This is a genomic window from Phytobacter sp. V69 (genome assembly GCF_965644215.1).
Lineage (GTDB): Bacteria > Pseudomonadota > Gammaproteobacteria > Enterobacterales > Enterobacteriaceae > Phytobacter.
The window spans coordinates 1-23,805 of sequence record NZ_CBFFRL010000010.1 but is presented as its reverse complement, the minus strand read 5'-3'; the positions used below and the strand labels follow the sequence as shown (position 1 = coordinate 23,805).

General features: G+C 54.1%; 16 protein-coding genes and 1 pseudogene. 7 read left to right on the top strand and 10 right to left on the bottom strand.

From position 1 onward, the window contains the following. Positions 1-9: 9 nt before the first annotated feature. The 6 genes from dmsA to lrp all read right to left on the bottom strand — a co-directional run bounded on the left by dmsA (position 10) and on the right by lrp (position 10,388). The gene (gene dmsA, locus ACSZPU_RS02685; protein ID WP_498995212.1) at positions 10-2,451 is read right to left on the bottom strand and encodes a dimethylsulfoxide reductase subunit A; all 2,442 of its coding nucleotides are present in this window, start codon (positions 2,449-2,451) and stop codon (positions 10-12) included. Between the two features lie 193 nt (positions 2,452-2,644). Next, positions 2,645-3,937 (bottom strand): serine--tRNA ligase, encoded by a 1,293-nt coding sequence (serS, locus tag ACSZPU_RS02680; protein WP_498995211.1) that lies wholly within the window; start codon positions 3,935-3,937, stop codon positions 2,645-2,647. A 93-nt stretch (positions 3,938-4,030) separates the two neighbouring features. Continuing rightward, positions 4,031-5,374, bottom strand: coding sequence for a replication-associated recombination protein RarA (gene rarA / locus ACSZPU_RS02675; protein ID WP_498995208.1), 1,344 nt, complete (start codon positions 5,372-5,374; stop codon positions 4,031-4,033). A gap of 9 nt (positions 5,375-5,383) precedes the next feature. Further along, positions 5,384-5,995, bottom strand: coding sequence for an outer membrane lipoprotein periplasmic chaperone LolA (gene lolA, locus ACSZPU_RS02670; protein ID WP_498995206.1), 612 nt, complete (start codon positions 5,993-5,995; stop codon positions 5,384-5,386). A 119-nt stretch (positions 5,996-6,114) separates the two neighbouring features. Further along, positions 6,115-9,783 carry a DNA translocase FtsK 4TM domain-containing protein gene (locus tag ACSZPU_RS02665; protein WP_498995204.1) on the bottom strand — a complete coding sequence of 1,223 codons (3,669 nt, stop codon included), beginning with the start codon at positions 9,781-9,783 and terminating at the stop codon, positions 6,115-6,117. 110 nt (positions 9,784-9,893) lie between these two features. After that, complete coding sequence (gene lrp / locus ACSZPU_RS02660) at positions 9,894-10,388, bottom strand: leucine-responsive transcriptional regulator Lrp (protein ID WP_000228469.1); 495 nt, start codon at positions 10,386-10,388, stop codon at positions 9,894-9,896. Between the two features lie 552 nt (positions 10,389-10,940). Here lrp and trxB point away from each other — a divergent pair. The 5 genes from trxB to infA all read left to right on the top strand — a co-directional run bounded on the left by trxB (position 10,941) and on the right by infA (position 16,833). After that, a complete protein-coding gene (trxB, locus tag ACSZPU_RS02655) occupies positions 10,941-11,906 on the top strand; it encodes a thioredoxin-disulfide reductase (RefSeq protein WP_498995198.1) in 966 nt (321 codons plus the stop codon). A 116-nt stretch (positions 11,907-12,022) separates the two neighbouring features. Then, positions 12,023-13,789 carry a heme ABC transporter permease/ATP-binding protein CydD gene (gene cydD / locus ACSZPU_RS02650; protein ID WP_498995195.1) on the top strand — a complete coding sequence of 589 codons (1,767 nt, stop codon included), beginning with the start codon at positions 12,023-12,025 and terminating at the stop codon, positions 13,787-13,789. Next, complete coding sequence (cydC, locus tag ACSZPU_RS02645) at positions 13,790-15,511, top strand: heme ABC transporter ATP-binding protein/permease CydC (RefSeq protein WP_498995193.1); 1,722 nt, start codon at positions 13,790-13,792, stop codon at positions 15,509-15,511. Between the two features lie 113 nt (positions 15,512-15,624). Then, positions 15,625-16,326, top strand: a complete 702-nt coding sequence (aat, locus tag ACSZPU_RS02640; protein ID WP_498995191.1) for a leucyl/phenylalanyl-tRNA--protein transferase — start codon at positions 15,625-15,627, stop codon at positions 16,324-16,326. 288 nt (positions 16,327-16,614) lie between these two features. Then, positions 16,615-16,833, top strand: a complete 219-nt coding sequence (infA, locus tag ACSZPU_RS02635; protein ID WP_001040187.1) for a translation initiation factor IF-1 — start codon at positions 16,615-16,617, stop codon at positions 16,831-16,833. Between the two features lie 172 nt (positions 16,834-17,005). On the opposite strand, the gene clpA is transcribed toward infA, so the two are convergent. Both clpA and clpS read right to left on the bottom strand, forming a co-directional pair. Next, complete coding sequence (gene clpA / locus ACSZPU_RS02630; RefSeq protein WP_498995180.1) at positions 17,006-19,285, bottom strand: ATP-dependent Clp protease ATP-binding subunit ClpA; 2,280 nt, start codon at positions 19,283-19,285, stop codon at positions 17,006-17,008. 30 nt (positions 19,286-19,315) lie between these two features. Continuing rightward, on the bottom strand, positions 19,316-19,636 hold the full coding sequence (clpS, locus tag ACSZPU_RS02625) for an ATP-dependent Clp protease adapter ClpS (protein WP_498995179.1): 321 nt from the start codon (positions 19,634-19,636) through the stop codon (positions 19,316-19,318). A 326-nt stretch (positions 19,637-19,962) separates the two neighbouring features. On the opposite strand from clpS, the gene cspD reads away from it, so the two are divergent. Further along, positions 19,963-20,184, top strand: a complete 222-nt coding sequence (gene cspD, locus ACSZPU_RS02620; protein ID WP_044178000.1) for a cold shock-like protein CspD — start codon at positions 19,963-19,965, stop codon at positions 20,182-20,184. A 65-nt stretch (positions 20,185-20,249) separates the two neighbouring features. Here cspD and macB read toward each other — a convergent pair whose 3' ends face one another. Then, positions 20,250-22,193: a macrolide ABC transporter ATP-binding protein/permease MacB gene (gene macB / locus ACSZPU_RS02615; RefSeq protein WP_498995178.1), complete on the bottom strand. Its 1,944-nt coding sequence runs from the start codon at positions 22,191-22,193 to the stop codon at positions 20,250-20,252. Further along, positions 22,190-23,305: a macrolide transporter subunit MacA gene (macA, locus tag ACSZPU_RS02610; RefSeq protein ID WP_498995176.1), complete on the bottom strand. Its 1,116-nt coding sequence runs from the start codon at positions 23,303-23,305 to the stop codon at positions 22,190-22,192. The genes macB and macA overlap by 4 nt, the downstream gene beginning before the upstream one ends. A 160-nt stretch (positions 23,306-23,465) precedes the next feature. On the opposite strand from macA, the pseudogene ACSZPU_RS02605 reads away from it, so the two are divergent. Then, positions 23,466-23,735: pseudogene (locus tag ACSZPU_RS02605) on the top strand (VirK/YbjX family protein); the annotation flags it as partial. Positions 23,736-23,805: the final 70 nt, after the last annotated feature.

The following is a 23,805-nucleotide window of genomic DNA, read 5'->3' as shown; positions in this document are numbered from 1 at the left end:
AGTTACTCCTTACGCCTTCTCGACCTGAACAAGGTTGGTGTGCGACGGGTTACCTTTCGCCAGCGGTGAAGGTCGCTGGGTTGTCAGGACGTTGATACAGCCAGCCTGGTCAATACCTTTCGCATCCGGCGCATACCAGGCTCCTTCGCTGAGCGCGACAACGCCTGGCATCATGCGTGGCGTGACTTTCGCTTCAATGTGCACTTCACCGCGATCGTTAAAGATACGTACGCGATCGCCATTGCCGATCTCGCGTTTGCGTGCATCAATTGGGTTGATCCACATCTCCTGCCGACAGGCGGCTTTCAGCACATCAACGTTGCCGTAGGTCGAGTGCGTACGGGACTTGTAGTGGAAACCGGTAAGCTGTAAAGGGAAGGTTTTGATCAGAGGATCGTTGTAGTTCTCAAACCCAGGGGTATAAATCGGCAGCGGATCGATAACATCCCCCTCCGGTAATTCCCAGGTCGCGGCGATCGTTGCCAGCGCTTCGGAATAGATCTCGATCTTGCCTGAGGGTGTGGTCAGCGGATTAGCCTGTGGGTCGTCACGGAAGCCTTTGTAAGCGACATAGTGCCCATCCGGATCGCGCTGTTTGAACATCCCCTGCTGGCGGAACGTGTCGAAATCTGGCAAATCCGGGATCGCCTTGCGCGAGAGCGTGTGCAGATGGCACATCCACTCTTCCTGCGTGCGACCTTCGGTAAACTGCGCCTCCACGCCCAGCCGTTTTGCCAGCCCTGACATCATGTCGTAGATGGTTTTGCATTCGAACCGGGGTTTAATGACCTGGTCATTAAAAATGACGTACGACATATTGCCGCAGGAGGCATCCAGCGCGAAGTCCATCTGTTCCGATGCGGTACAGTCAGGCAGGATAATGTCGGCATATTTCGCCGATGACGTCATGTGGCAATCAATCACCACAATCAGCTCGCATTTTTTATCATCCTGCAGGATATCGTGCGTGCGGTTGATATCAGAATGCTGGTTGATGATGCAGTTACCGGCATAGTTCCAGATCATCTTGATCGGCACGTCCAGCTTGTCTTTACCGCGAACACCGTCACGCAGCGCCGTCATCTCCGGCCCACGCTCAATGGCGTCCGTCCACAGGAACATGGAAATACTGGTCTGTACCGGATTGTCCAGCGTCGGCATGCGTTCAAATGGCAGGTCGTATGAACCTTCACGCGCGCCTGTATTACCACCATGAATTCCGACGTTGCCCGTGAGGATAGCGAGCATCGAAATCGCACGGGTCGCAATCTCACCATTTGCGTGGCGCTGAGGCCCCCATCCCTGGCTGATAAATGCCGGTTTCGCGCTGCCGATTTCTCGCGCCAGCTTCACAATACGGCCTGCCGGAACACCGGTAATTGTCGAGGCCCACTCAGGCGTTTTGGCGGTACCGTCTTTCCCCTGCCCCAGGATATAGGCTTTATAGTGGCCGTTGGCAGGCGCACTGGCAGGCAATGTTTTTTCGTCGTAACCCACGCAGTACTTATCGAGGAAAGGCTGATCAACGAGGTTTTCCGTAATCAGCACCCAGGCAATGCCGTTGACCAGCGCGGCATCAGTGCCAGGACGAATCGGGATCCATTCATCTTCACGCCCGGCCCCGGTGTCGGTATAGCGCGGATCAACGATGATCAGCCGGGCATTCGATTTTGCCCGCGCCTGTTCAAGGTAATAGGTCACCCCGCCGCCGCTCATCCGCGTTTCGCCAGGGTTATTACCAAAAAGCACCACAAGTTTACTGTTTTCGATATCTGACGGACTATTCCCATCTGCCCAACCGCCGTAGGTGTAATTAAGCCCCGCAGCAATTTGTGCCGAAGAGTAATCACCGTAGTGGTTAAGGTAACCGCCACAGCAGTTCATCAGGCGTGCCACCAGCGTTTTACCCGGTGGCCAGGAGCGCGTCATCGTGCCCCCCAGCGTACCGGTGCCATAATTCAGATAGATGGATTCGTTACCATAGTCTTTGATAAGCCGCGTCATATTTTGCGCGATGGTGTCGTAAGCTTCTTCCCAGCTGATCCGCTCGAATTTGCCTTCGCCACGTTTGCCGACGCGCTTCATCGGGTATTTCAGACGATCCGGGTTATAGACACGACGGCGCATCGAACGGCCACGCAGGCAGGCACGAACCTGATGTAACCCTTCGTAGTCATCATCACCGGTGTTGTCGGTTTCAACATATTTAATTTCGCCATCCACGACATGCATGCGCAGCGGACACCGGCTACCGCAGTTGACCGTACAGGCACTCCAGACAACTTTTTCAACAGGGGGCGGCGATAGTGCGTCAGCGGCGCTAACAAGTCGGGAAAAAGGTAAAGTGAAGGCGCTTCCTGCCGCCGCGAGCCCGCCAATGGCGGTAGTTCTCATCAGCCCACGTCGACTCACCTCCACACCGAGTAGTGTATCGGGGGTCTTAGTTTTCATATGTACTCACTTTGCTCACAAAATTAAAAATGCGAGATCGTTATATAAATTTTTATATAACGAAAACTCAACTTTCTAGTGTTTTATTCTGGTTTAGCAAGGCGAGTATTACTGCTTTAGGGGTATGTCGTATTGTCGCGAATCAATATGGGCAAAAAAAGCGCCCTCAGGCGCTTTTTATAAGACGAGAAACTTAGCCGATGTACTCAAGGCCACGCATATACGGGCGCAGTACGGCAGGAATTTCAATACGTCCGTCCGCCTGCTGGTAGTTTTCCAGCACGGCAACCAGCGTACGACCCACCGCCAGGCCAGACCCATTCAGGGTGTGTACCAGACGTGTTTTCTTGTCGGACTTGCTGCGACAACGTGCCTGCATACGACGCGCCTGGAAGTCCCAGACGTTAGAGCAGGAGGAGATTTCACGGTAGGTGTTTTGCGCCGGGACCCACACTTCCAGGTCGAAGGTTTTGCAAGCACCAAAGCCCATGTCACCCGTACACAGTGCAACGCGGCGGTACGGCAGGCCGAGCAGTTCCAGTACTTTCTCTGCATGGCCGGTCATCTCTTCCAGCGCGTTCATTGAGTCTTCCGGGCGAACAATCTGTACCATCTCGACTTTGTCGAACTGGTGCATACGGATCAGACCGCGCGTATCACGACCATAAGAACCGGCCTCGGAACGGAAGCACGGTGAATGCGCCGTCAGTTTAATCGGCAGGTCATCTTCGTCGATGATTTCATCACGAACGAGGTTAGTCAGCGGCACTTCTGCTGTCGGAATCAGCGCATAGTTGCTGCTGTCCGCCTCTTCGTCCAGAGGACGCGTATGGAACAGGTCGCCAGCGAATTTCGGCAACTGGCCCGTACCGTACAGCGTATCCTGGTTGACCAGATACGGAACGTAGGTTTCGCTATAACCGTGCTGTTCGGTGTGCAGATCGATCATAAACTGCGCCAGTGCGCGGTGCAGGTGAGCGATCTGACCTTTCATGACCACAAAACGAGAACCGGTCAGTTTAACCGCCGCCGCAAAATCCAGTCCCGCGTGCATTTCACCCAGCGTGACGTGGTCGCGGACTTCAAAGTCGAACTGACGCGGGGTGCCCCAGCGCTTCACTTCAACGTTGTCGTTTTCATCTTTACCAACCGGAACGCTATCGTCCGGGGTATTCGGGATGGCCAGCGCGATATCACGGATTTCAGCCAGCAGCGTTTCCAGCTCGGCTTTAGCCGCGTCCAGCTCTTCACCCAGTTTGTTCACTTCCAGGCGTAATGGCTCAATGTCTTCCCCGCGCGCTTTCGCCTGGCCGATGGATTTCGATCGCGAGTTACGCTCTGCCTGCAGATTTTCGGTGTTCACCTGCAAAACTTTGCGGCGTTCTTCAAGAGCGCGCAATTTATCTACATCCAGCTTAAAGCCCCGGCGTGCCAGTTTTTCTGCGACTGCGTCTGGCTCGGTACGCAGCAGATTGGGATCGAGCATGCTTATCCTGTGCTTATCGAATTGAAATAATGAGAAAGTGACCGCAGCCTGCGGCCACAGAGATAGAGCGACAACATTACCGCAAGGTCACTCTCAACGGTAGCGTTTTATGGGGCTTTTATGATCCTGTTCAGCCAGCCAGGCGAGCTTTTCGCCAATCTTAGCCTCAAGGCCCCGGTTTGTCGGATAGTAATAGCGCGTTTGTGCTATTTCCTCGGGGAAGAAGACCTCTCCAGCCGCATAGGCATTGGGTTCGTCATGGGCGTAGCGGTACTCCTGGCCATAGCCCATCTCTTTCATCAGTTTGGTCGGCGCATTGCGCAAATGGACGGGAACATCATAATCCGGGCGTTCACGCGCATCGGCCATGGCGGCTTTAAACGCGGTATAGACGGCATTACTTTTCGGTGCACAGGCCAGGTAAACAATCGCCTGTGCAATGGCTCGCTCACCCTCCGCAGGCCCGACGCGGGTAAAACAGTCCCACGCCGAAATAGCAACCTGCATCGCGCGCGGATCGGCATTACCGACATCCTCAGAAGCAATCGCCAGGCAGCGGCGTGCAACATACAACGGGTCACCACCGGCGCTGATAATACGGGCATACCAGTACAGTGCCGCATCCGGTGCACTGCCGCGCACCGACTTATGCAGCGCAGAGATCAAATCGTAGAAACGGTCACCTTTATTATCAAAACGTGCACTGCGCTCGCCGGCAATCTCTGTCAGAAGCGACGACTGCAGGACGCGCTTGCCGGAATCATCCAGCTCGGCCATGTCCGCCATCATTTCGAGGGTATTAAGCGCACGACGCGCGTCACCGTTGACCAGTTCCGCAATGGCGCGACGGGTTTCATCCGGCAGAGAAATATCCTGCCCACCGTAGCCTCGCGCCTTATCTTCCATCGCTTGCGTCAGAACCTGTTCGATATCTTCCGTTGTCAACGATTTCAGCAAATAGACGCGCGCACGCGAGAGTAACGCGGAATTCAGTTCAAACGAGGGATTTTCGGTCGTCGCACCGATGAAGGTGATAGTGCCGTCTTCAATATGGGGTAAAAAGGCATCCTGCTGGCTTTTGTTGAACCGATGCACTTCGTCGACAAACAGGATCGTGCGGCGCCCCGCATTGCAGTTTTGCCGCGCGCGCTCAATGGCCTCACGAATCTCTTTCACGCCAGAGGTAACCGCAGAGATGCGTTCAACATCGGCACTGGCGTAGCGAGCAATCACTTCCGCCAGCGTCGTTTTTCCCGTGCCGGGCGGCCCCCACAAAATCATCGAATGCAGATGACCGGCTTCAATCGCGCGAGGCAGGGGCTTACCCGGGGCCAGCAAATGCTGCTGGCCAATGTATTGCGCTAAATTTTCTGGCCGCATACGGGCGGCCAGAGGTTGAAACGCATTATCGGAAAAATCGAGCGAAAGATTGCTCACGCACGCCTCTTACTTACGTTGATCGTCGACCATTACGCCCTTCGGCGGGGTGAAGGTAAACTTCGCAGCGTCAATAGCGCCATTTTGCTGGGCTTTCAACTGATAGCTACTCTTCTGGTCATCCTGCTCAATCGCGCTGAACTGGTGAATAGTACCATCGCGACCCACGTTGATCGTGAACTGTTTGAGGTTGCCGTTGCTACCTTTTGGCGTCAGCACGAAGTCATCGCCATTCTGCTGAATATTGTACTGCTGCCAGTCGCTGCTCTGGTTACGGGCAATCAGCATAAACGGTGTATTGCTGGTAGCATCTTTCAGCCAGGTTGCCGTTGCCTGCTCAACAAAGGGGTTAAAGAACCACAATGTTTTGCCATCGGAAACGAGCACGCTTTCGTCCGGCTGCGTCATGTGCCAGTTAAACAGGTTCGGACGTTTTACCCACAAATCGCCCTGACCTTCCTGCACCGCGGCACCGCTTCCGTCGGTCACTTTTTGGGTAAAACTGGCATGGAAGCTGTTCACTTTGTCGAGACGACTTTTCAGGTCACTGGAGGCATCCGCCCATACGCTGCTAACCATAAAGCTGCCAAGTAACGCACAGGTTATCGCGATTTTTTTCATTGTATTTCCTCAAAAACGTCGCTCCCGATACGGGAGAACACTTCTGTCACTCTAAAAGAGCATTGCCACGAGTGACAGAAGAAAAGACTGAATTTTTACGGCTTTACCGATCTTTGCAATCACTCAAACGGCGGGGGCGCTAACACCTCACGGTTGCCATTGTGCCCCTGCTCGCTGACGATGCCTTGTGCTTCCATCTGCTCAATAATACGCGCCGCACGGTTATAACCGATACGGAACTGACGCTGTACGCCTGAGATAGAAGCTTTACGTTTTTCGGTGACGAAATTAACCGCCTGGTCGAATAACGGATCCAGCTCTTCGCCACCGTCAAAACCACCGCCACCACCGCCTTCGCTGTCGCTATCGGAGGTAATGCCATCAACATATTGCGGACGACCACGTGCTTTCCAGTCCTGCACCACAGCATGTACTTCCTGGTCACGGACAAACGCACCGTGGACACGCACCGGAATTGTCGAGTTCGGCCCCGAGTAAAGCATATCCCCCATCCCCAGCAGCGATTCTGCGCCTCCCTGGTCAAGAATGGTACGGGAGTCGATTTTGCTCGACACGGTAAAGGCAATACGGGTCGGGATGTTGGCTTTAATCAGACCGGTGATAACGTCAACGGACGGGCGCTGCGTCGCCAGTACCAGGTGAATACCTGCAGCACGCGCTTTCTGCGCCAGGCGGGCAATCAGCTCTTCCACCTTTTTGCCTACCGTCATCATCAGGTCAGCAAATTCATCCACCAGCACAACGATGTACGGCAGTTTTTCCAGAACCGGATGTTCAATCGCCATGCTGTCGCCCGGTTTCCAGTATGGATCCGGAATTGGGCGCCCCATTTTCGCCGCCTCGGCGATTTTCTCGTTATAGCCCGCGAGATTACGCACACCAAGCGCCGACATCAGTTTGTAGCGACGCTCCATTTCATTGACGCTCCAGCGCAGTGCGTTGGCGGCATCTTTCATGTCGGTGACCACTTCGGTCAGCAGATGTGGGATCCCTTCATACACTGAAAGCTCCAGCATTTTCGGGTCGATCATGATGAATTTCACGTCTTCCGGCTGTGCTTTGTAGAGCATGCTGAGGATCATGGCGTTAACCCCTACTGATTTACCGGAACCGGTGGTCCCCGCAACCAGCAAGTGCGGCATTTTCGCCAAATCAGCAGTCACCGGCTCACCGGCAATGTCTTTCCCGAGGACAACAGTCAGTGGCGACGGGTTGTCGCGGAAACTCGCACAATCCAGCACTTCGCGCAGGTACACGGTCTGACGTTTTTTGTTCGGTAATTCTAACCCTACGTAAGGTTTGCCCGGAATAACTTCAACCACACGAACGGCTGCAGTCGACAAGGAACGCGCCAGGTCACGTGACAGGTTAGAAATTCGTGCAGCCTTCACGCCCGGTGCCAGGTTCAGTTCGAAACGGGTAATCACCGGACCTGGAGAGTAGTTCACCACGTCAGCTTTAATGCGGAAATCGGCCAGACGCGCTTCCACCAGACGCGCCATCTGCTCCAGCGCGAAGGTATCCACTGGTTCAACCTCCGCCGGAGGTGGCGTCAGCAGATCCAGTGAAGGCAACAGCGTGGTTGGTTTCGGCAGTGGGCGACTATCGCCATTACGCATCAACAACGGATGAATCAGGCTTTCCTGAGGCGCAGGCGCTTGTGGTCTGCCCGCTGTAGGTTGCGCAGGCGCTGAAGGCTCTGTGGCATAATTTACAGCAGGCTGCTGCGTGGGCTGTTCAGCTTCTGGCATTACACCAGGCGTAAACAGTGGCTCACTTGGGCCATCATCCACCAGTGCCTTAAACGGCGAGAATGCAAAATCGTCGGCCGCAAAGGCATGAGCGCCTGTCGGCTGCTCGCCGGCATAACGCTGCTGCTGGCTGGCGGCAAACTGACGCGCCAGTTCAGCCTCTTCTTCCTCATTTTCATCAAGAATCGAGGCCGTCGCATCATGTTGATACTCATCGCCATAACGGTTCTGCTGGCTGGTCGCGAACTGTTGTGCCAGCTCGTGCTGCTGCATCATGTCGGCATCGTCGTCATCCAGCGCGCCATTTTGCTGGCGCTGTTCTTCACGCGCACGCTCTTCCGCCATGCGCTGCGATGGCAGTTTAATGCCATAAGACGCCAGTTCACGCCGGGTAGGCACACGAACGCGGTTAGGACGCGGTAATTGCGGCCCAATACCTTCTTTCACCTGTGGGCGGGCAAGACCGCCATCCGCAAGACTGAACATTGGCGCAGCCCCCAGTGCGGCTGCCGCTGCGGCATCTTTCACACCAGCAGCAACAGGAGCGACTGCTGGCATAACGTTTGCTTCAACAGGAACCACAGATGCAGCAGGTGCCGAAGGCATCGCTGGTGCAGTCGGGCGAGTCTGTTCTTGTACCGGTTCAGGAATTGGCTGATACCAGGCGGCGAGCTGTTCACGCTCGCGTGCACGCCGGGCCTCAACCTCTTCAAAATAGTAAAGCGGCGGACGCGTTTGCTTCACTTCTTCTACCGCTTCCGGTTCAGGCTCCGGTTCAGGTTCAGGCGCGTACGTGGACGCAGGTGCTTCGTATTGCGGCTCTTCCCATGCCTGATATTCTTGCGGCTGCGGCGCAACGGGTGCTTCTGGCTGCCACTCATTACTCTGCGCAGGCGCGGCATAATGCGAAAGCGGAACCTGTTCTGGTTCAGGCTCGTATTGCGCAGCGTAGTCGGCAGGAGCAGGTTGCCATGATGGCGTTTCCACCGGAGGCTGGACGGCTGGGCTCGCAGGCGCGGCATACGCCTGCGCTACCGTCATGGCTGCCGCTGCGGCCGCAACAGGTTCAGTTGCACGTTGCCCACTCAGAAGCGGATCGTAAGCATCGGCGTCCGGTTGCGTCGCGCGATGGCCAGAGAACAGGACGTCGTCTGCGTCTACGGCAACACCACGGGCGCTGTAGGCAATTTCCTCTTCATCGTCCATCCGTTTTCCGGAGAACAAGGCTGCATCGGTTTTACGCCCCATTGGGTTGGCGAATCGCTCTGCGACACTCTTACGGCGCGCCAGTGCGCCACGCAAAATACGCGCACGACGCGATTCGCGCGGCGCGGCAGGCTCATCGTCGTATTCCTCTTCCTCTTCGTATTCGTCTTCATCCACCCAGGTATCGTCACGGCGTGTGCGATTGCTGGCGATGGTGAGAATACCGAGGATAACACCACCAATTTTTTCCGCGATGGTCACCCAGGACCAGCCGGTAAACAGCGTCAGCCCGGCTGCCCAGACGCATAACAAAGCAATAGTGCCGCCACTGCTGTGCAGTAACGGTTGCAATGTCGTGCTCAACAAGCTGCCGATAACGCCACCAGAGGCGAAGTACCAGATATCGTCGGCGTTGATGGCCGCCAGACCGCAAGAGGTCAGGATCAGCGCCAGCGCACCAATCAGACGTAACGAAACGGCGAAATAATCGATGAAATCTTCATTAGCACGATGTCGATAAGCAAACCAGCAGCCACCAATAATAATGACCGGCAGGGTGTAAGCCATGACGCCGAAAACGAAGAATAACGTATCCGCAAGCCAGGCCCCCGGTGCACCACCCAAATTATGAATGGGTTCATGCCACGCGGTTTGTGACCAGTTGGGATCGGAAGGATTAAAACTAATGAGCGCCGCCATTAACCAGACGGCAAACAGAGAAACGAGGATCAGCAACGCCTCAAGGAGTCGACGCCCGCTGCTTAGCTTGGTTAGTGTGACTTCTTTGTCTTCTGTGTATTCCTGGCTCAAGTAAGGCTCTCCAGCTAAAACGGACAACAGCGCCGGGAAGCCCCGGCACTGTTGCTGTATGGATTAACAGGAGTGTAATCAAAAAAAGCTGATTTTGCACCTGTTCCGTATTAGCGCGTCTTGATAACCAGACGGTTGCTTTGTTTGACTTCTTCCATCACCACATATGTACGGGTGTCATTCACGCCCGGCAGTCGCAGCAGGGTTTCCCCTAACAGTTTGCGATAAGCGGACATATCCGGTACGCGTGTTTTCAACAGGTAGTCGAAATCACCGGACACTAAATGACACTCTTGAATTTCTTCAAGTTTTTGTACTGCGGCGTTAAATTGCTCAAACACATCCGGTGCGCCACGATTCAGAGTAATCTCAACAAATACCAGAAGTGATGCATCCAGATAATGCGGGTTCAGCAGCGCTGTATAGCCCTGAATGAAACCCTGTCTTTCCAGCCTGCGCACGCGCTCAAGGCACGGCGTAGGAGAAAGTCCCACTCGTTTAGAAAGCTCGACGTTTGAAATACGCCCATCTTTTTGCAATTCGTTCAGAATATTACGATCGATGCGGTCGAGATCTTTACCAGGGCGCTTCTTGCTATCTACCATTATTATTGTCTCTCTGTATTCCTTCCCTACTCCTGTCTTGACCCTGTGCACTTCACTGTTCAGAGTCTTTGCCCGTCGCTTTACTCGCGGGTTGAAAACAATAACGCCGCGTGTAATCCTAGGGTCTACATTAAGAAGTCCGTTGCCATACGGCAGCCATCGACATCACGAATGGCGTCTGTCCACGCCATGCGTAGATTTCGCTAGCCCGGTAAAAATGGTATTTACATGCATGAATTTGCATCACGCGTGAAACACTGCTTTTTTCTTCCTTTGATGTTTTCGCAAATGCGCAGGTGATTGTCAAAGCAAAACAACTTTTTTTAGTACAACATGCCAGATATTCATCATCACCCTCGGGCAATACTCATTTAATCACCTTATAACGGACCGATTTTCAGTAGAAATTGTTATATTTTGGATCTCACTCAGCGTTATACGATTGGTGCCATCTATTACACATATCGTTAACAAAACCGCTGCGCCCTTTTTTTACGCCCGTAAATTCCCTACAATCCAGGCCAATGTCTGCCAAACAATAATGAGGATCTCATGGGTACGGCCAAACACAGTAAGCTGCTTATCCTTGGTTCAGGGCCTGCGGGATATACCGCTGCGGTCTATGCTGCACGTGCAAACCTGGAACCGGTGTTAATTACCGGCATGGAGAAAGGCGGTCAGCTCACCACCACCACTGAGGTGGAAAACTGGCCGGGCGACCCGCACGATCTGACCGGGCCACTCCTGATGGAGCGCATGCATGAACATGCGGCAAAATTCGATACTGAAATTCTGTTCGATCATATTAACAAAGTTGATCTGCAAAATCGTCCGTTCCGTCTGATTGGCGACAGCGGTGAGTACACCTGTGACGCGTTGATCATCGCCACTGGCGCTTCCGCACGTTATCTGGGCCTGCCGTCAGAAGAAGCGTTTAAGGGTCGCGGTGTGTCTGCCTGCGCCACCTGTGACGGTTTCTTCTATCGCAATCAGAAAGTCGCGGTCATCGGTGGGGGTAACACCGCCGTTGAAGAAGCACTGTATCTGGCAAATATTGCCTCTGAGGTACATCTGATTCACCGCCGTGATTCGTTCCGCGCGGAGAAAATCCTGATCAAACGGCTGATGGACAAAGTGGCAAGTGGCAACATCGTGCTGCACACCAACCGTACACTGGAAGAAGTGACGGGCGACCAGATGGGCGTTAGTGGTCTGCGTATTCGCGATACCGAAAACACAGATAACGTTGAATCGCTGGAGGTTGCCGGTCTGTTTGTCGCTATCGGCCACAGTCCGAACACCGGCATTTTTGATGGTCAACTGGAACTGGAAAACGGCTACATCAAAGTGCAGTCCGGTATTCATGGCAATGCCACCCAGACCAGCATTCCGGGCGTGTTCGCTGCCGGTGACGTGATGGATCATATCTATCGTCAGGCGATTACGTCTGCCGGTACCGGCTGTATGGCCGCGCTGGATGCCGAGCGCTACCTTGATGGTTTAGCGCAAAGCAAATAAACGTTACAACTCAGTAACAAAGGTAAATAAGGCGACTATAAGTCGCCTTTATTTTTGCGCCGATGTAACATTGCGAAGCTAAAAAATTCCGATAACTTCACCTGCAAAAGCGCGCAATGAATAAAACCCGTCAACAAGAATTAACCCGCTGGCTAAAACAGCAAAGTATCATTTCCCGTCGCTGGCTTATGATGTCTCGCCTGCTGGGCGTAGTCAGTGGCGTACTGATCGTTGCTCAGGCCTGGATGCTCGCCAGAATCCTTAATCATATGATTATGGAGAACATCCCGCGTGAAGCATTGCTGCTGCCTTTCACCTTGCTGGTGCTGGTCTTTGTTCTGCGTAGTTGGGTCGTCTGGCTGCGGGAGCGCGTGGGTTTTCATGCTGGTGTACATATTCGTTACGAAATTCGCCGTCAGGTGCTCGACAGGCTGCAGCAAGCCGGTCCGGCCTGGATTCAGGGCAAACCTGCAGGCAGTTGGGCCACGCTGATTCTCGAGCAAATCGACGACATGCATGATTTTTATGCCCGCTATCTGCCGCAGATGGCGCTGGCGGCAAGCGTGCCATTGTTGATTGTGGTAACGCTCTTCCCTATCAACTGGGCCGCAGCCTTGATCCTGTTGGTCACCGCCCCGCTGATTCCGGTTTTTATGGCGATGGTGGGAATGGGTGCTGCCGATGCCAACCGACGCAATTTCAAAGCCCTGGCGCGCCTGAGCGGCCATTTACTTGACCGCTTACGCGGCATGGAGACGCTACGTATCTTCGATCGTGGCGCGGCGGAAACAGAAAACATCCGTCTGGCCTCGCAGGATTTCCGCAGCCGTACGATGGAAGTGCTGCGCATGGCGTTCCTCTCCTCCGGCGTGCTGGAATTTTTCACCTCGCTGTCCATTGCCGTGGTCGCGGTCTATTTTGGTTTCTCTTACCTGGGTGAGCTCAATTTCGGCCACTACGGCGCAGGCGTCACGCTGTTTGCCGGTTTCCTGGCCCTGATTCTGGCTCCGGAATTCTTCCAGCCATTGCGCGACCTGGGGACGTTCTATCATGCCAAAGCGCAGGCCATCGGTGCCGCCGACAGCCTGAAGACCTTTATGGAAGCCCCGCTTGCCCATCCGCAACGTGGCGATATCACCCTGAAACCAGATGAGGCAGTGAGCATTACCGCAGAAGATCTGGTCCTCAAATCACCAGAAGGTAGCGTGCTTGCAGGGCCTCTGAACTTTACGCTGCCAGCCGGGCAGCGCGTGGTGCTGGTAGGGAAAAGTGGCTCCGGTAAAAGCTCGCTAATTAATGCGCTTTCGGGTTTTCTGCCCTATGACGGTTCTTTGCGAGTAAACGGCGTTGAATTGCGTGATTTGAACCCGGAAAGCTGGCGTCAACTGATCAGTTGGGTCGGGCAAAACCCGCAGCTCCCGGCCACCAAGTTGCGGGAAAACATCCTACTGGCTCGTCCGGATGCCAGTGTAGCCGAACTGCAGGCCGTGCTGGATAAAGCCTGGGTGAGCGAATTTTTACCGCTGTTACCGCAAGGGCTGGAAACCGCGCCCGGCGATCAGGGAACGCGGCTATCCGTGGGCCAGGCCCAGCGCGTTGCCGTTGCCCGCGCCCTGCTTAACACATGCCAGTTGCTGATGCTGGATGAACCCGCCGCCAGCCTTGACGCGCACAGCGAGCAGCGCGTAATGCAGGCGCTAAACGATGCCTCTCTGAACCAAACAACCCTGATGGTAACTCACCAGTTAGAAGGGTTGACCGACTGGAGTGCCATTTGGGTCATGGATGACGGCAAAATCATCGAACAGGGGACTTTCGCGGAACTCTCCGCCGCGCAGGGGGCGTTTGCCAACCTCCTTGCCCATCGCCAGGAGGACATTTAAATGCGCGCACTTCTGCCCTATCTCGCTCTGTATAAACGTCACATCTGGTTGCTGTCGCTGGGCGTGATTCTCGCGATCGTCACATTGCTTGCCAGTATCGGTTTGCTGACACTGTCCGGCTGGTTCTTATCCGCCGCTGCGGTAGTGGGCGTCGCCGGGCTTTATAGCTTCAACTACATGCTTCCGGCGGCAGGAGTGCGCGGCGCGGCCATTGTACGTACTGCCGGGCGCTATTTTGAACGTCTGGTCAGCCACGATGCCACATTCCGCGTACTACAACATCTGCGTGTCACCACGTTCAGTAAGCTACTTCCGCTCTCCCCGGCGGGTCTGTCGCGTTTTCGCCAGGGCGAGTTACTTAACCGCGTGGTCGCTGACGTCGATACGCTGGACCACCTCTATCTGCGCGTCATTTCGCCTCTCGTCGGCGCGCTGGTCGTGATTATCGTGGTCACCGTAGGGCTAAGCGTACTGGATATCCCGCTAGCGCTGACGCTGGGTGGCATTATGCTGGCGACGCTGATTATCCTGCCGCCGCTGTTTTATCGTGCCGGGAAACCCACCGGTGAGAAACTGACGCAACTGCGTGGACAGTATAGTCAGCAGTTGACCACCTGGCTACAGGGTCAGGCGGAATTGACGATTTTCGGTGCCAGCCAACGCTACCGTGAGCAGATGGAAAACACAGAGTTGAGCTGGCATGACGCCCAGCGTCGCCAGTCCGATCTGACCGCGGCGTCCCAGGCCGTGATGTTACTCATCGGCGCGATAGCGGTGCTGGCCATGCTGTGGTTGGCCTCCGGCGGCGTGGGTGATAACAGCCAGCCTGGCGCACTGATCGCCTTGTTTGTCTTCTGCGCACTCGCCGCCTTTGAAGCGCTGGCCCCGGTAACGGGTGCCTTCCAGCATATGGGACAAGTTATTGCCTCGGCTGTGCGAATTACGCAAATTACCGACTGGCCGCCGGAAGTGCAGTTCCCGCAATCCTCAGTACCCGCGCCTACTGAGGTCAATGTACGTCTGCAGGGCGTGGCATTTACCTATCCCGATCAGCCGCAAAAAGCGCTGGATGGTGTTTGCCTGTCTGTAACGGCGGGTGAACATGTGGCGGTGCTGGGACGTACCGGTTGCGGTAAATCGACGCTGTTGCAGCTGTTAACGCGCGCCTGGGACCTGCAGCACGGCGAGGTGTCACTCAACGGGATACCGCTTAATCAATACGGTGAATCTGCGCTGCGAGCGAGCATCAGCATGGTGCCGCAACGCGTGCATCTGTTCAGCGCAACGCTGCGCGATAACTTGCTGCTTGCCGCGCCGCAGGCAAGCGATGAAGCACTGGTCGACGTACTTACCCGTACGGGTCTTGAGAAATTACTCGATAATAGCGGCCTGAATGCCTGGCTGGGTGAAGGTGGTCGCCAGTTGTCCGGTGGTGAGCTGCGCCGTCTGGCTATCGCCCGGGCGTTATTGCACGATGCGCCGCTGGTATTACTGGATGAACCGACCGAAGGTCTGGACGCGGCAACCGAGAGCCAAATCCTTGAGTTACTTGCAGAAGTGATGAAGGAAAAAACCGTGCTGATGGTGACGCATCGCCTGCGCGGATTGGGTCGATTTGATCAGATAATTGTGATGGACAACGGGCAAATAATTGAGCAAGGTAATCACGCAGCGTTAATGGCAAAACAGGGTCGTTACTACCAGTTTAAGCAGCGTCTGTAGTCGATATATTTTGTCATTTTCAGCCCCGCGTTGAGGAGAGAAACTAAAGTGCCGGGCAGAAACTGACGATATATGTGGAGTTATTCCTTGTTGCGTTGTGGAGCGTTGTTGTCATGCGACTGGTCCAGCTGTCTCGTCATACTATTGCTTTCCCTTCACCGGAAGTGGCGTTGCGTGAACCCAATGGCTTGTTGGCACTGGGCGGGGATCTCAGCCCCGCCCGCCTATTGATGGCATATCAGCGCGGCATCTTTCCATGGTTTTCGCCTGGCGATCCTATTCTCTGGTGGTCGCCCGATCCGCGCGCCGTACTCTGGCCCGCCGAATTTCACGTCAGTCGCAGCATGAAGCGTTTTCATAAGTCATCCCCCTATCGCATTACGATCAATCATGCTTTCGGCAAGGTGATCGACGGCTGTACGCAAGATCGCGACGAAGGCACCTGGATCACCCCGGATGTGGTACTGGCCTATCACCGCCTGCATGAACTGGGGCACGCCCATTCGATTGAAGTCTGGGAAGGCGACGAACTGGTAGGTGGCATGTACGGCGTGTCACAAGGCGCATTGTTTTGCGGCGAATCGATGTTCAGTCGCCGTGTTAATGCCTCCAAAACGGCGCTGATGGTGTTCAGCCATGCCTTCACGCAAGATGGCGGTAAGATGATTGACTGCCAGGTGCTGAACTCGCATACCGCATCGCTGGGCGCGGTGGAAATCCCCCGGCGCGAGTATCTTGAATGGCTGGGAGAACTTCGCCAGCAAAAGCTCTCCTCCCATTTTTGGGTCCCCAGAGAACTGTTTTTGCCCGCCTGATGAATGTTTTCGGCACATTTTTTATCAGGGTGTTATAATGGACGCTCAGAGCAGCTTCTGCCTGTTACCCCGCCACCATTCGGGAAAGCTTGTATCAGGGACGCCCTTCATTTCCTTCATCGTTCCCCTTTACACGTTGCGCATTTTGCGTGCCGTGAGTGTGGCGTGAGGGTAATGCGCAAAAGCCGCTTTGCTGCGTTTTATCGCACAAATCTTTACTTAACAGACGAATTTCGGCATTATCTTGCCGGTTCAAAAAAATATGGTAGTGATACCCCCGAGGATTAGATGGCCAAAGAAGACAATATTGAAATGCAGGGCACCGTTCTGGAAACGTTGCCTAATACTATGTTCCGCGTAGAACTGGAAAACGGTCACGTGGTCACTGCGCATATCTCCGGTAAAATGCGTAAAAACTACATCCGCATTCTGACGGGCGACAAAGTGACAGTTGAGCTGACCCCGTACGACCTGAGCAAAGGCCGCATTGTCTTCCGTAGCCGTTAATTATTGAAGCACGCACGTGCAAGAATTTGAGAGCCGGACGCGCAGTCCGGCTTTTTTCGTTTTTGAATACGGTGCGCCCCGCGTTACGGGATGTGTAGCCAACATGAATGTCAGTATGTTGCGCATAAAAAAAACCGGAATTTCGTCCGGTTTTTTATTTCAGGCGGTGAGATTAATGTGCCACTTCCGGTTTGTGCTTCTGTGCACTCTGGAAGTCATATCTCAGCTCATTTTTCTCTTTATCCAGCGTTACCGTCACCTGGCCGCCATCAACCAGCGAACCGAACAGCAGCTCGTTGGCGAGCGGTTTTTTCAGGTTGTCCTGAATAACACGCGTCATTGGACGAGCGCCCATGGCACGATCGTAGCCTTTCTCTGCCAGCCAGTCACGAGCATCCTGACTGACTTCCAGCGACACGCCTTTCTGATCCAACTGTACCTGGAGTTCGACGATAAATTTGTCGACCACCTGATGGATCACCTCAGTAGACAAGTGATCGAACCAGATGATGTTGTCAAGACGGTTGCGGAATTCCGGCGTAAAGATCTTTTTGATCTCTTCCATCGCATCGGTGCTGTTATCCTGGTGGATAAGACCTATCGATTTACGCTCAGTTTCACGCACACCGGCGTTGGTAGTCATCACCAACACCACGTTACGGAAGTCTGCTTTACGGCCGTTGTTATCGGTCAGCGTACCGTTATCCATCACCTGCAGCAGCAGGTTAAAGACATCCGGATGCGCTTTCTCGATTTCATCAAGCAGCAGGACCGCGTGAGGATGCTTGATAACCGCATCCGTCAGCAACCCGCCCTGATCGAAGCCGACATATCCCGGAGGCGCACCAATCAAACGGCTGACGGTATGACGTTCCATATATTCGGACATATCAAAACGCAGCAGATCGATGCCCAACGCTTTGGAAAGCTGGACCGTAACCTCAGTTTTCCCGACCCCGGTCGGACCGGCGAACAGGAAGGAACCTACAGGCTTGTGATCGTGGCCCAGACCCGCACGGCTCATCTTGATGGCTTCGGTTAATGCCTCAATGGCTTTATCCTGACCAAAGACCAGCATTTTCAGGCGGTCGCCGAGATTTTTCAGGGTATCGCGATCGCTTTGCGACACACTCTTCTCAGGAATACGCGCGATGCGCGCTACCACCGATTCGATATCCGCCACATTGATGGTTTTTTTACGCTTGCTGACGGGCATCAGTCGTGCACGCGCGCCTGCTTCGTCAATCACATCAATCGCTTTATCCGGCAGATGACGATCATTGATGTATTTCACCGCCAGCTCCACCGCCGCACGCACCGCTTTCGCAGTATAACGTACGTCATGGTGTGCTTCGTATTTCGGTTTCAGGCCATTGATAATCTGTACGGTCTCTTCAACAGAGGGTTCAGTGATATCAATTTTCTGGAAACGACGCGCCAGCGCACGGTCTTTCTCAAAAATGTTGCTAAATTCCTGATAAGTTGTCGAACCCATCACGCGAATCTTACCGCTGGAGAGTAGCGGTTTGATCAGGTTAGCGGCATCCACCTGCCCACCTGACGCGGCACCCGCACCGATGATAGTGTGGATTTCGTCGATAAACAGAATGCTGTTGCTGTCCTGTTCAAGCTGTTTGAGCAACGCTTTAAAACGCTTCTCAAAGTCACCGCGGTATTTGGTCCCTGCCAGTAGAGAACCAATATCCAGCGAATAGACGGTGCAGTCAGCCATGATTTCAGGCACATCGCCCTGCACAATACGCCATGCCAGACCTTCGGCAATCGCGGTTTTACCGACACCGGATTCGCCCACCAGCAGCGGGTTGTTTTTACGGCGACGGCAGAGTACCTGTACGGTACGCTCAAGCTCTTTATCGCGGCCAATCAGCGGGTCAATGCCGCCGACCCGAGCAAGCTGATTAAGGTTGGTGGTGAAGTTTTCCATACGTTCCTCCCCGCCTGCTTGCTCTTCATTGTTCGCCTGACTGTTTGACTCAGAAGAGGATTGTCCCGGCTCGTCTTTACGCGTGCCGTGAGAGATGAAGTTAACCACGTCAAGGCGGCTCACTTCATGTTTGCGCAGCAGATAAGCCGCTTGCGACTCCTGCTCGCTGAAAATGGCAACCAGCACGTTCGCCCCGGAGACTTCGCTGCGGCCGGAGGATTGAACGTGAAACACCGCGCGCTGTAAGACACGCTGGAAGCTGAGCGTCGGTTGGGTATCGCGCTCCTCTTCACTCATCGGCAGTACGGGTGTGGTTTGTTCGATGAAGGCTTCGAGTTCCTGTCGCAACGCCACCAGGTCCACAGAACACGCTTCAAGCGCTTCGCGGGCCGAGGGGTTACTGAGCAACGCCAGTAACAGGTGTTCGACGGTCATAAACTCATGTCGGTGCTCACGCGCTCTGGCGAAAGCCATGTTTAAACTGAGTTCCAGTTCTTGATTGAGCATTGGCACCTCCCCCAAGTTTTATGCCTGCATTCAGGCTCTTTCCAGCGTACACAACAACGGATGCTCATTCTCCCTAGCATACTGATTTACCATCGCCACCTTCGTTTCCGCGACTTCTGCGGTGAAAACACCGCAAATTGCCTTTCCACGATAGTGCACAGTAAGCATCAATTGCGTTGCACGTTCTACATCATAAGAAAAGAACTTTTGTAGCACGTCAATAACAAATTCCATCGGCGTGTAATCATCGTTCATTAACATAACTTTATACATCGATGGCGGCTTTAGCGCGTCACGCAGTTTCTCATCCGCCAGGTGGTCAAAATCCAGCCAGTTATTGGTCTTGCCCATCGTCAGTTTTCATCTTAGGTTACAGTTCCCGACCCAAATCAATCGGCCGATTACATGAGTCTAGATGTATTTTCAATCTACATCAGGTGTTAGATAACTATCATCTATTGTTGTCATCCGCGACGTCTGTCACAAACCCTTCCAATAGCGTTAACTGCTTCAAAATTTTGATTGATGAACCCCACAGAACCCCTGCCAAACGCTTGACGCGATACCCGATTTCTCTAAATTGTACAGGCGAGAGTTGGCGAGGTTTTGAACAACCCACACTCTGCCACCGGTTCATTCCATCTTACTTAAATAAGATTTACGAAGGATGTCGAAGCATGGAAACGGGTACTGTTAAGTGGTTCAACAATGCCAAAGGGTTTGGTTTCATTTGCCCCGAAGGCGGTGGCGAAGATATCTTCGCACATTACTCCACCATTCAGATGGATGGTTACAGAACGTTAAAAGCCGGGCAAACCGTCCGGTTTGATGTACACCAGGGCCCTAAAGGCAATCATGCCAGTCTCATCGTGCCCGTCGAAGTTGAAGCCGTCGCCTGACGGCGCTTTCTTCATTGTGTACATGCCGCAGTTAAAATGCCAGTCCAGTCGACTGGCATTTTTATTTACTCGCGAGCCAGTGCATCTACCGGGTCCAGACGCGCCGCGCTACGTGCTGGCAACCAGCCGAACAGCACGCCCGTAAAGGTTGAGCAGATAAACGCCATCAACAACGCAACCGGCGAAAAGCCAATCTCCCACCCCGGCAGGAACAGTTGCAGCGTAAAAGCGATAGCCATTGATAGCGCTACGCCCAGCGCGCCGCCCACCAGACACACCAGAACGGCTTCAATCAGAAACTGCGCCAGGACATCACTCGCCCTTGCACCCACCGCCATGCGGATACCGATCTCGCGCGTTCGTTCCGTAACGGATACCAGCATAATATTCATTACGCCAATACCACCAACCAAAAGTGAGATGACCGCAACCAATGTTAAAAACAGCTGAAGAGTACGTGTGGTCTTTTCTGCCGTTTTCAATACGCCGTCCATATTCCAGGTGAAGAAATCTTTTTTCCCATGGCGTAACGACAGCAATCGCGCCAGCTGCTGTTCTGCCTGTTCGCTGCTGTAACCCTCATTAACACGTACAGTGATGGAGTTCAGCCAGGACTGGCCCAGCACGCGCGCCGAGAGCGTGGGATAAGGCAACCAGACGCGCAGAATCTTACTGCTGCCAAACATTGACTGTTTCTCTTCCGCCACGCCGATCACCGTCGCGGGCATATTCCCCACCAGAATCACTTCACCGACAACCTGCGCTTTGTGCGGGAATAGCTGCCGACGAGTATTGCTGTCGAGTGCCACAACTTGCGCCCGCCCTTTTTCCTGCTCATTGTTGAATGTATTCCCTTCGCTAAAGGTCATGCCATAGACGTTGAAATACTGGCCGCCGACGCCATTGGCGCTTGCCGCCACATCAATATTCCCGCTACGCAGGCGCAGGTTTTGCGAGACAGAAGGTGTTGCCGAGCTTACCCACGGCTGCTTTTGAATGGCAATCAGGTCATCGTATTTCAGCGCCTGCTGGTACTGCGGATCGTCATCGCCAAAATCCTTGCCGGGATAGACATCAATGGTGTTGGTGCCGATAGCGCGAATATCGGCCAGTACCAGCTGTTTGGCGGCATCGCCGACCACCACAATAGACACCACCGAGGCAATCCCAATAATGATGCCGAGCATCGTGAGCAAGGTGCGCATCTTATTTGCCGCCATCGCCCGCCACGCCATCATCAGCGCTTCCCGAAAACGCCCGGAGAATTGCCCCCAACTAGCAGCATCCGTCCCCGCGCGTATCGCATCAGGCGTCTTGCCCTGCTTTACGGAAGGTGGATTATTGATGATCTCACCATCGCGGATCTCAATAACCCGCTCGGCCTGGGCGGCAATTTCCGCGTCGTGGGTAACGATAATGACCGTATGCCCGCGATCGCGCAACTGATGCAGGATAGCCATCACCTCTTCGCCCGAATGGCTATCCAACGCACCTGTTGGTTCGTCGGCAAGGATAACCTGCCCACCATTCATCAGGGCACGCGCGATACTGACGCGCTGCTGCTGGCCGCCGGAGAGCTGCGACGGTGGATACTCCATCCGTTCGCCCAGGCCCAGCCGTTCCAGTAGTTCCTTTGCCCGCACCAGCCGCGCCTTGCGTTCAACGCCCGCATATACGGCAGGCACTTCTACGTTTTGAGCGGCGGTAAGGTGCGATAACAGGTGATAACGCTGAAAGATAAAGCCGAAGTGTTCGCGACGCAGCCTGGCCAGCGCATCGCTGTTGAGGGTCGCAATATCAATCCCGGCAACCCGATAGCTGCCACTGGTCGGTTTATCCAGGCAGCCGAGGATATTCATTAATGTCGATTTACCGGAACCGGAAGCCCCGACAATCGCCACCATCTCACCGGCATAGATATCGAGGGAGATGCCTTTGAGTACTTCGACCTGCCCGTCACCGGAAGGATAACTACGGCGAATACTTTTAAGTTCGAGCAGCGCCGTCATTGACTGGCCCCGGGTTTGATTTCCGAGATAACCACTTCTTCTCCGGCATCCAGACCTTTCGTGACCTCAGCATCGGTGTCGTTACGCGCGCCCAGCGTCACTTCGCGGTCGCGGACTTCGCCATTACGTAACACTTTCACTTTATAGCGATTGTCACCCACCGGATCGCCGAGGGCAGCAAGCGGCACGGTCAGGACATTTTTCACGCCCGCCAACTGGATATGAACCTGTGCCGTCATCTCCAGGCGCAGAACGCCTTGTGGGTTAGGCACCTCAAATCGCGCATAGTAAAAAATGGCGTCATTCACTTTCTGCGGCGTGGGAAGAATATCTTTGAGTTTGCCCTCATAGCGTGTGTCCGGGTCACCCAGCACGGTAAACCAGGCCTTCTGCCCCGGCTTGAGGTGAATAACATCCGCTTCGGATACCTGCGCTTTCACCAGCATGGTGCTCATGTCTGCCAGCGTCAAAATATTCGGTGCCTGCTGGGCGGCGATAACCGTCTGGCCCTGCAAGGTGGTGATTTCCGTCACCTCACCCGCCATCGGCGCAACAATACGGGTGTAATCAAAATTGGCTTTCGCCGTATCGAGCGTGGCCTGATTGCGCTGGATTTGCGCATCGATGGTCCCAATCTGCGCCTCTTTTACCGCCAGATCGGTGCTCGCCGTGTCCAGATCCTGGCGCGAGATCAAATGCGTTTTCGCCAACTGCTGCTGACGCTCAAGCGTGACCGACGCCAGTTTACGCTCTGCCAGCGCCTGCCGACGCTGAGCATGTAGCTCCATCAGGGTCGCTTCCACCTCTTTAATCTGGTTTGTGGCCTGTTCCGGATCGATAACACCGAGCAACTGATCTTTTTTGACCTTGTCGCCAATATTCACTGAAAGCGTTTTAAGCTGACCGCTGACCTGCGCACCAACGTCAACTTTGCGCAAGGCATCCAGTTTACCGGTCGCCAGCACGCTCCGTTGCAACTCACCCGGACGAACGATCAATGTCTGATAGTGGGGCACCGGCGCATTCAGCTGCTTAAAGAGCCACACTGCCGTCAGAACAACCAACACAATTAGTACCAGCCAGATTTTTCGACTTCTTCCCTTCAAATTCATAACGATTCCAGATATCCAAACTGACTCTATTGATGCCAGTATTCATTAAACGTTACCTTAACGAAACTTAATCTTCTCTTTTCTCCCATAATTCATTTATCCGGCGTTGAGACATGCTCTGTTGAAATATTGACACTCCTTTACAATCCGAGCATGTGTCATGTCCACCATCGCTGGAATCGCTGCACCAGTACTCTGTGTTAAAACAGGCTGGCAACTTTTTTGCCATCTCGCCAGTGGCAAATTAACCCCTGGGCTTGCCTGGAAAAATCCGTCTTATCGGCGAAAATTTCTGCTGCGCTCCTTATTCAAGCCGTTGGGTACTGCCAAATTGTTATCCAGCCTGGCGCAGCATCCGGATATCTTGCTCATGCTCCATGCACAGCCGGGCTTACCCTGTCGCTTACACCGCCCATGGCTGTCACTAGATAGTGTCGTCACAAGATTTTAGCCCAGAGAGCGATGCATCTGATCTGGACGGCAGCGAGAAATGAGGCCGT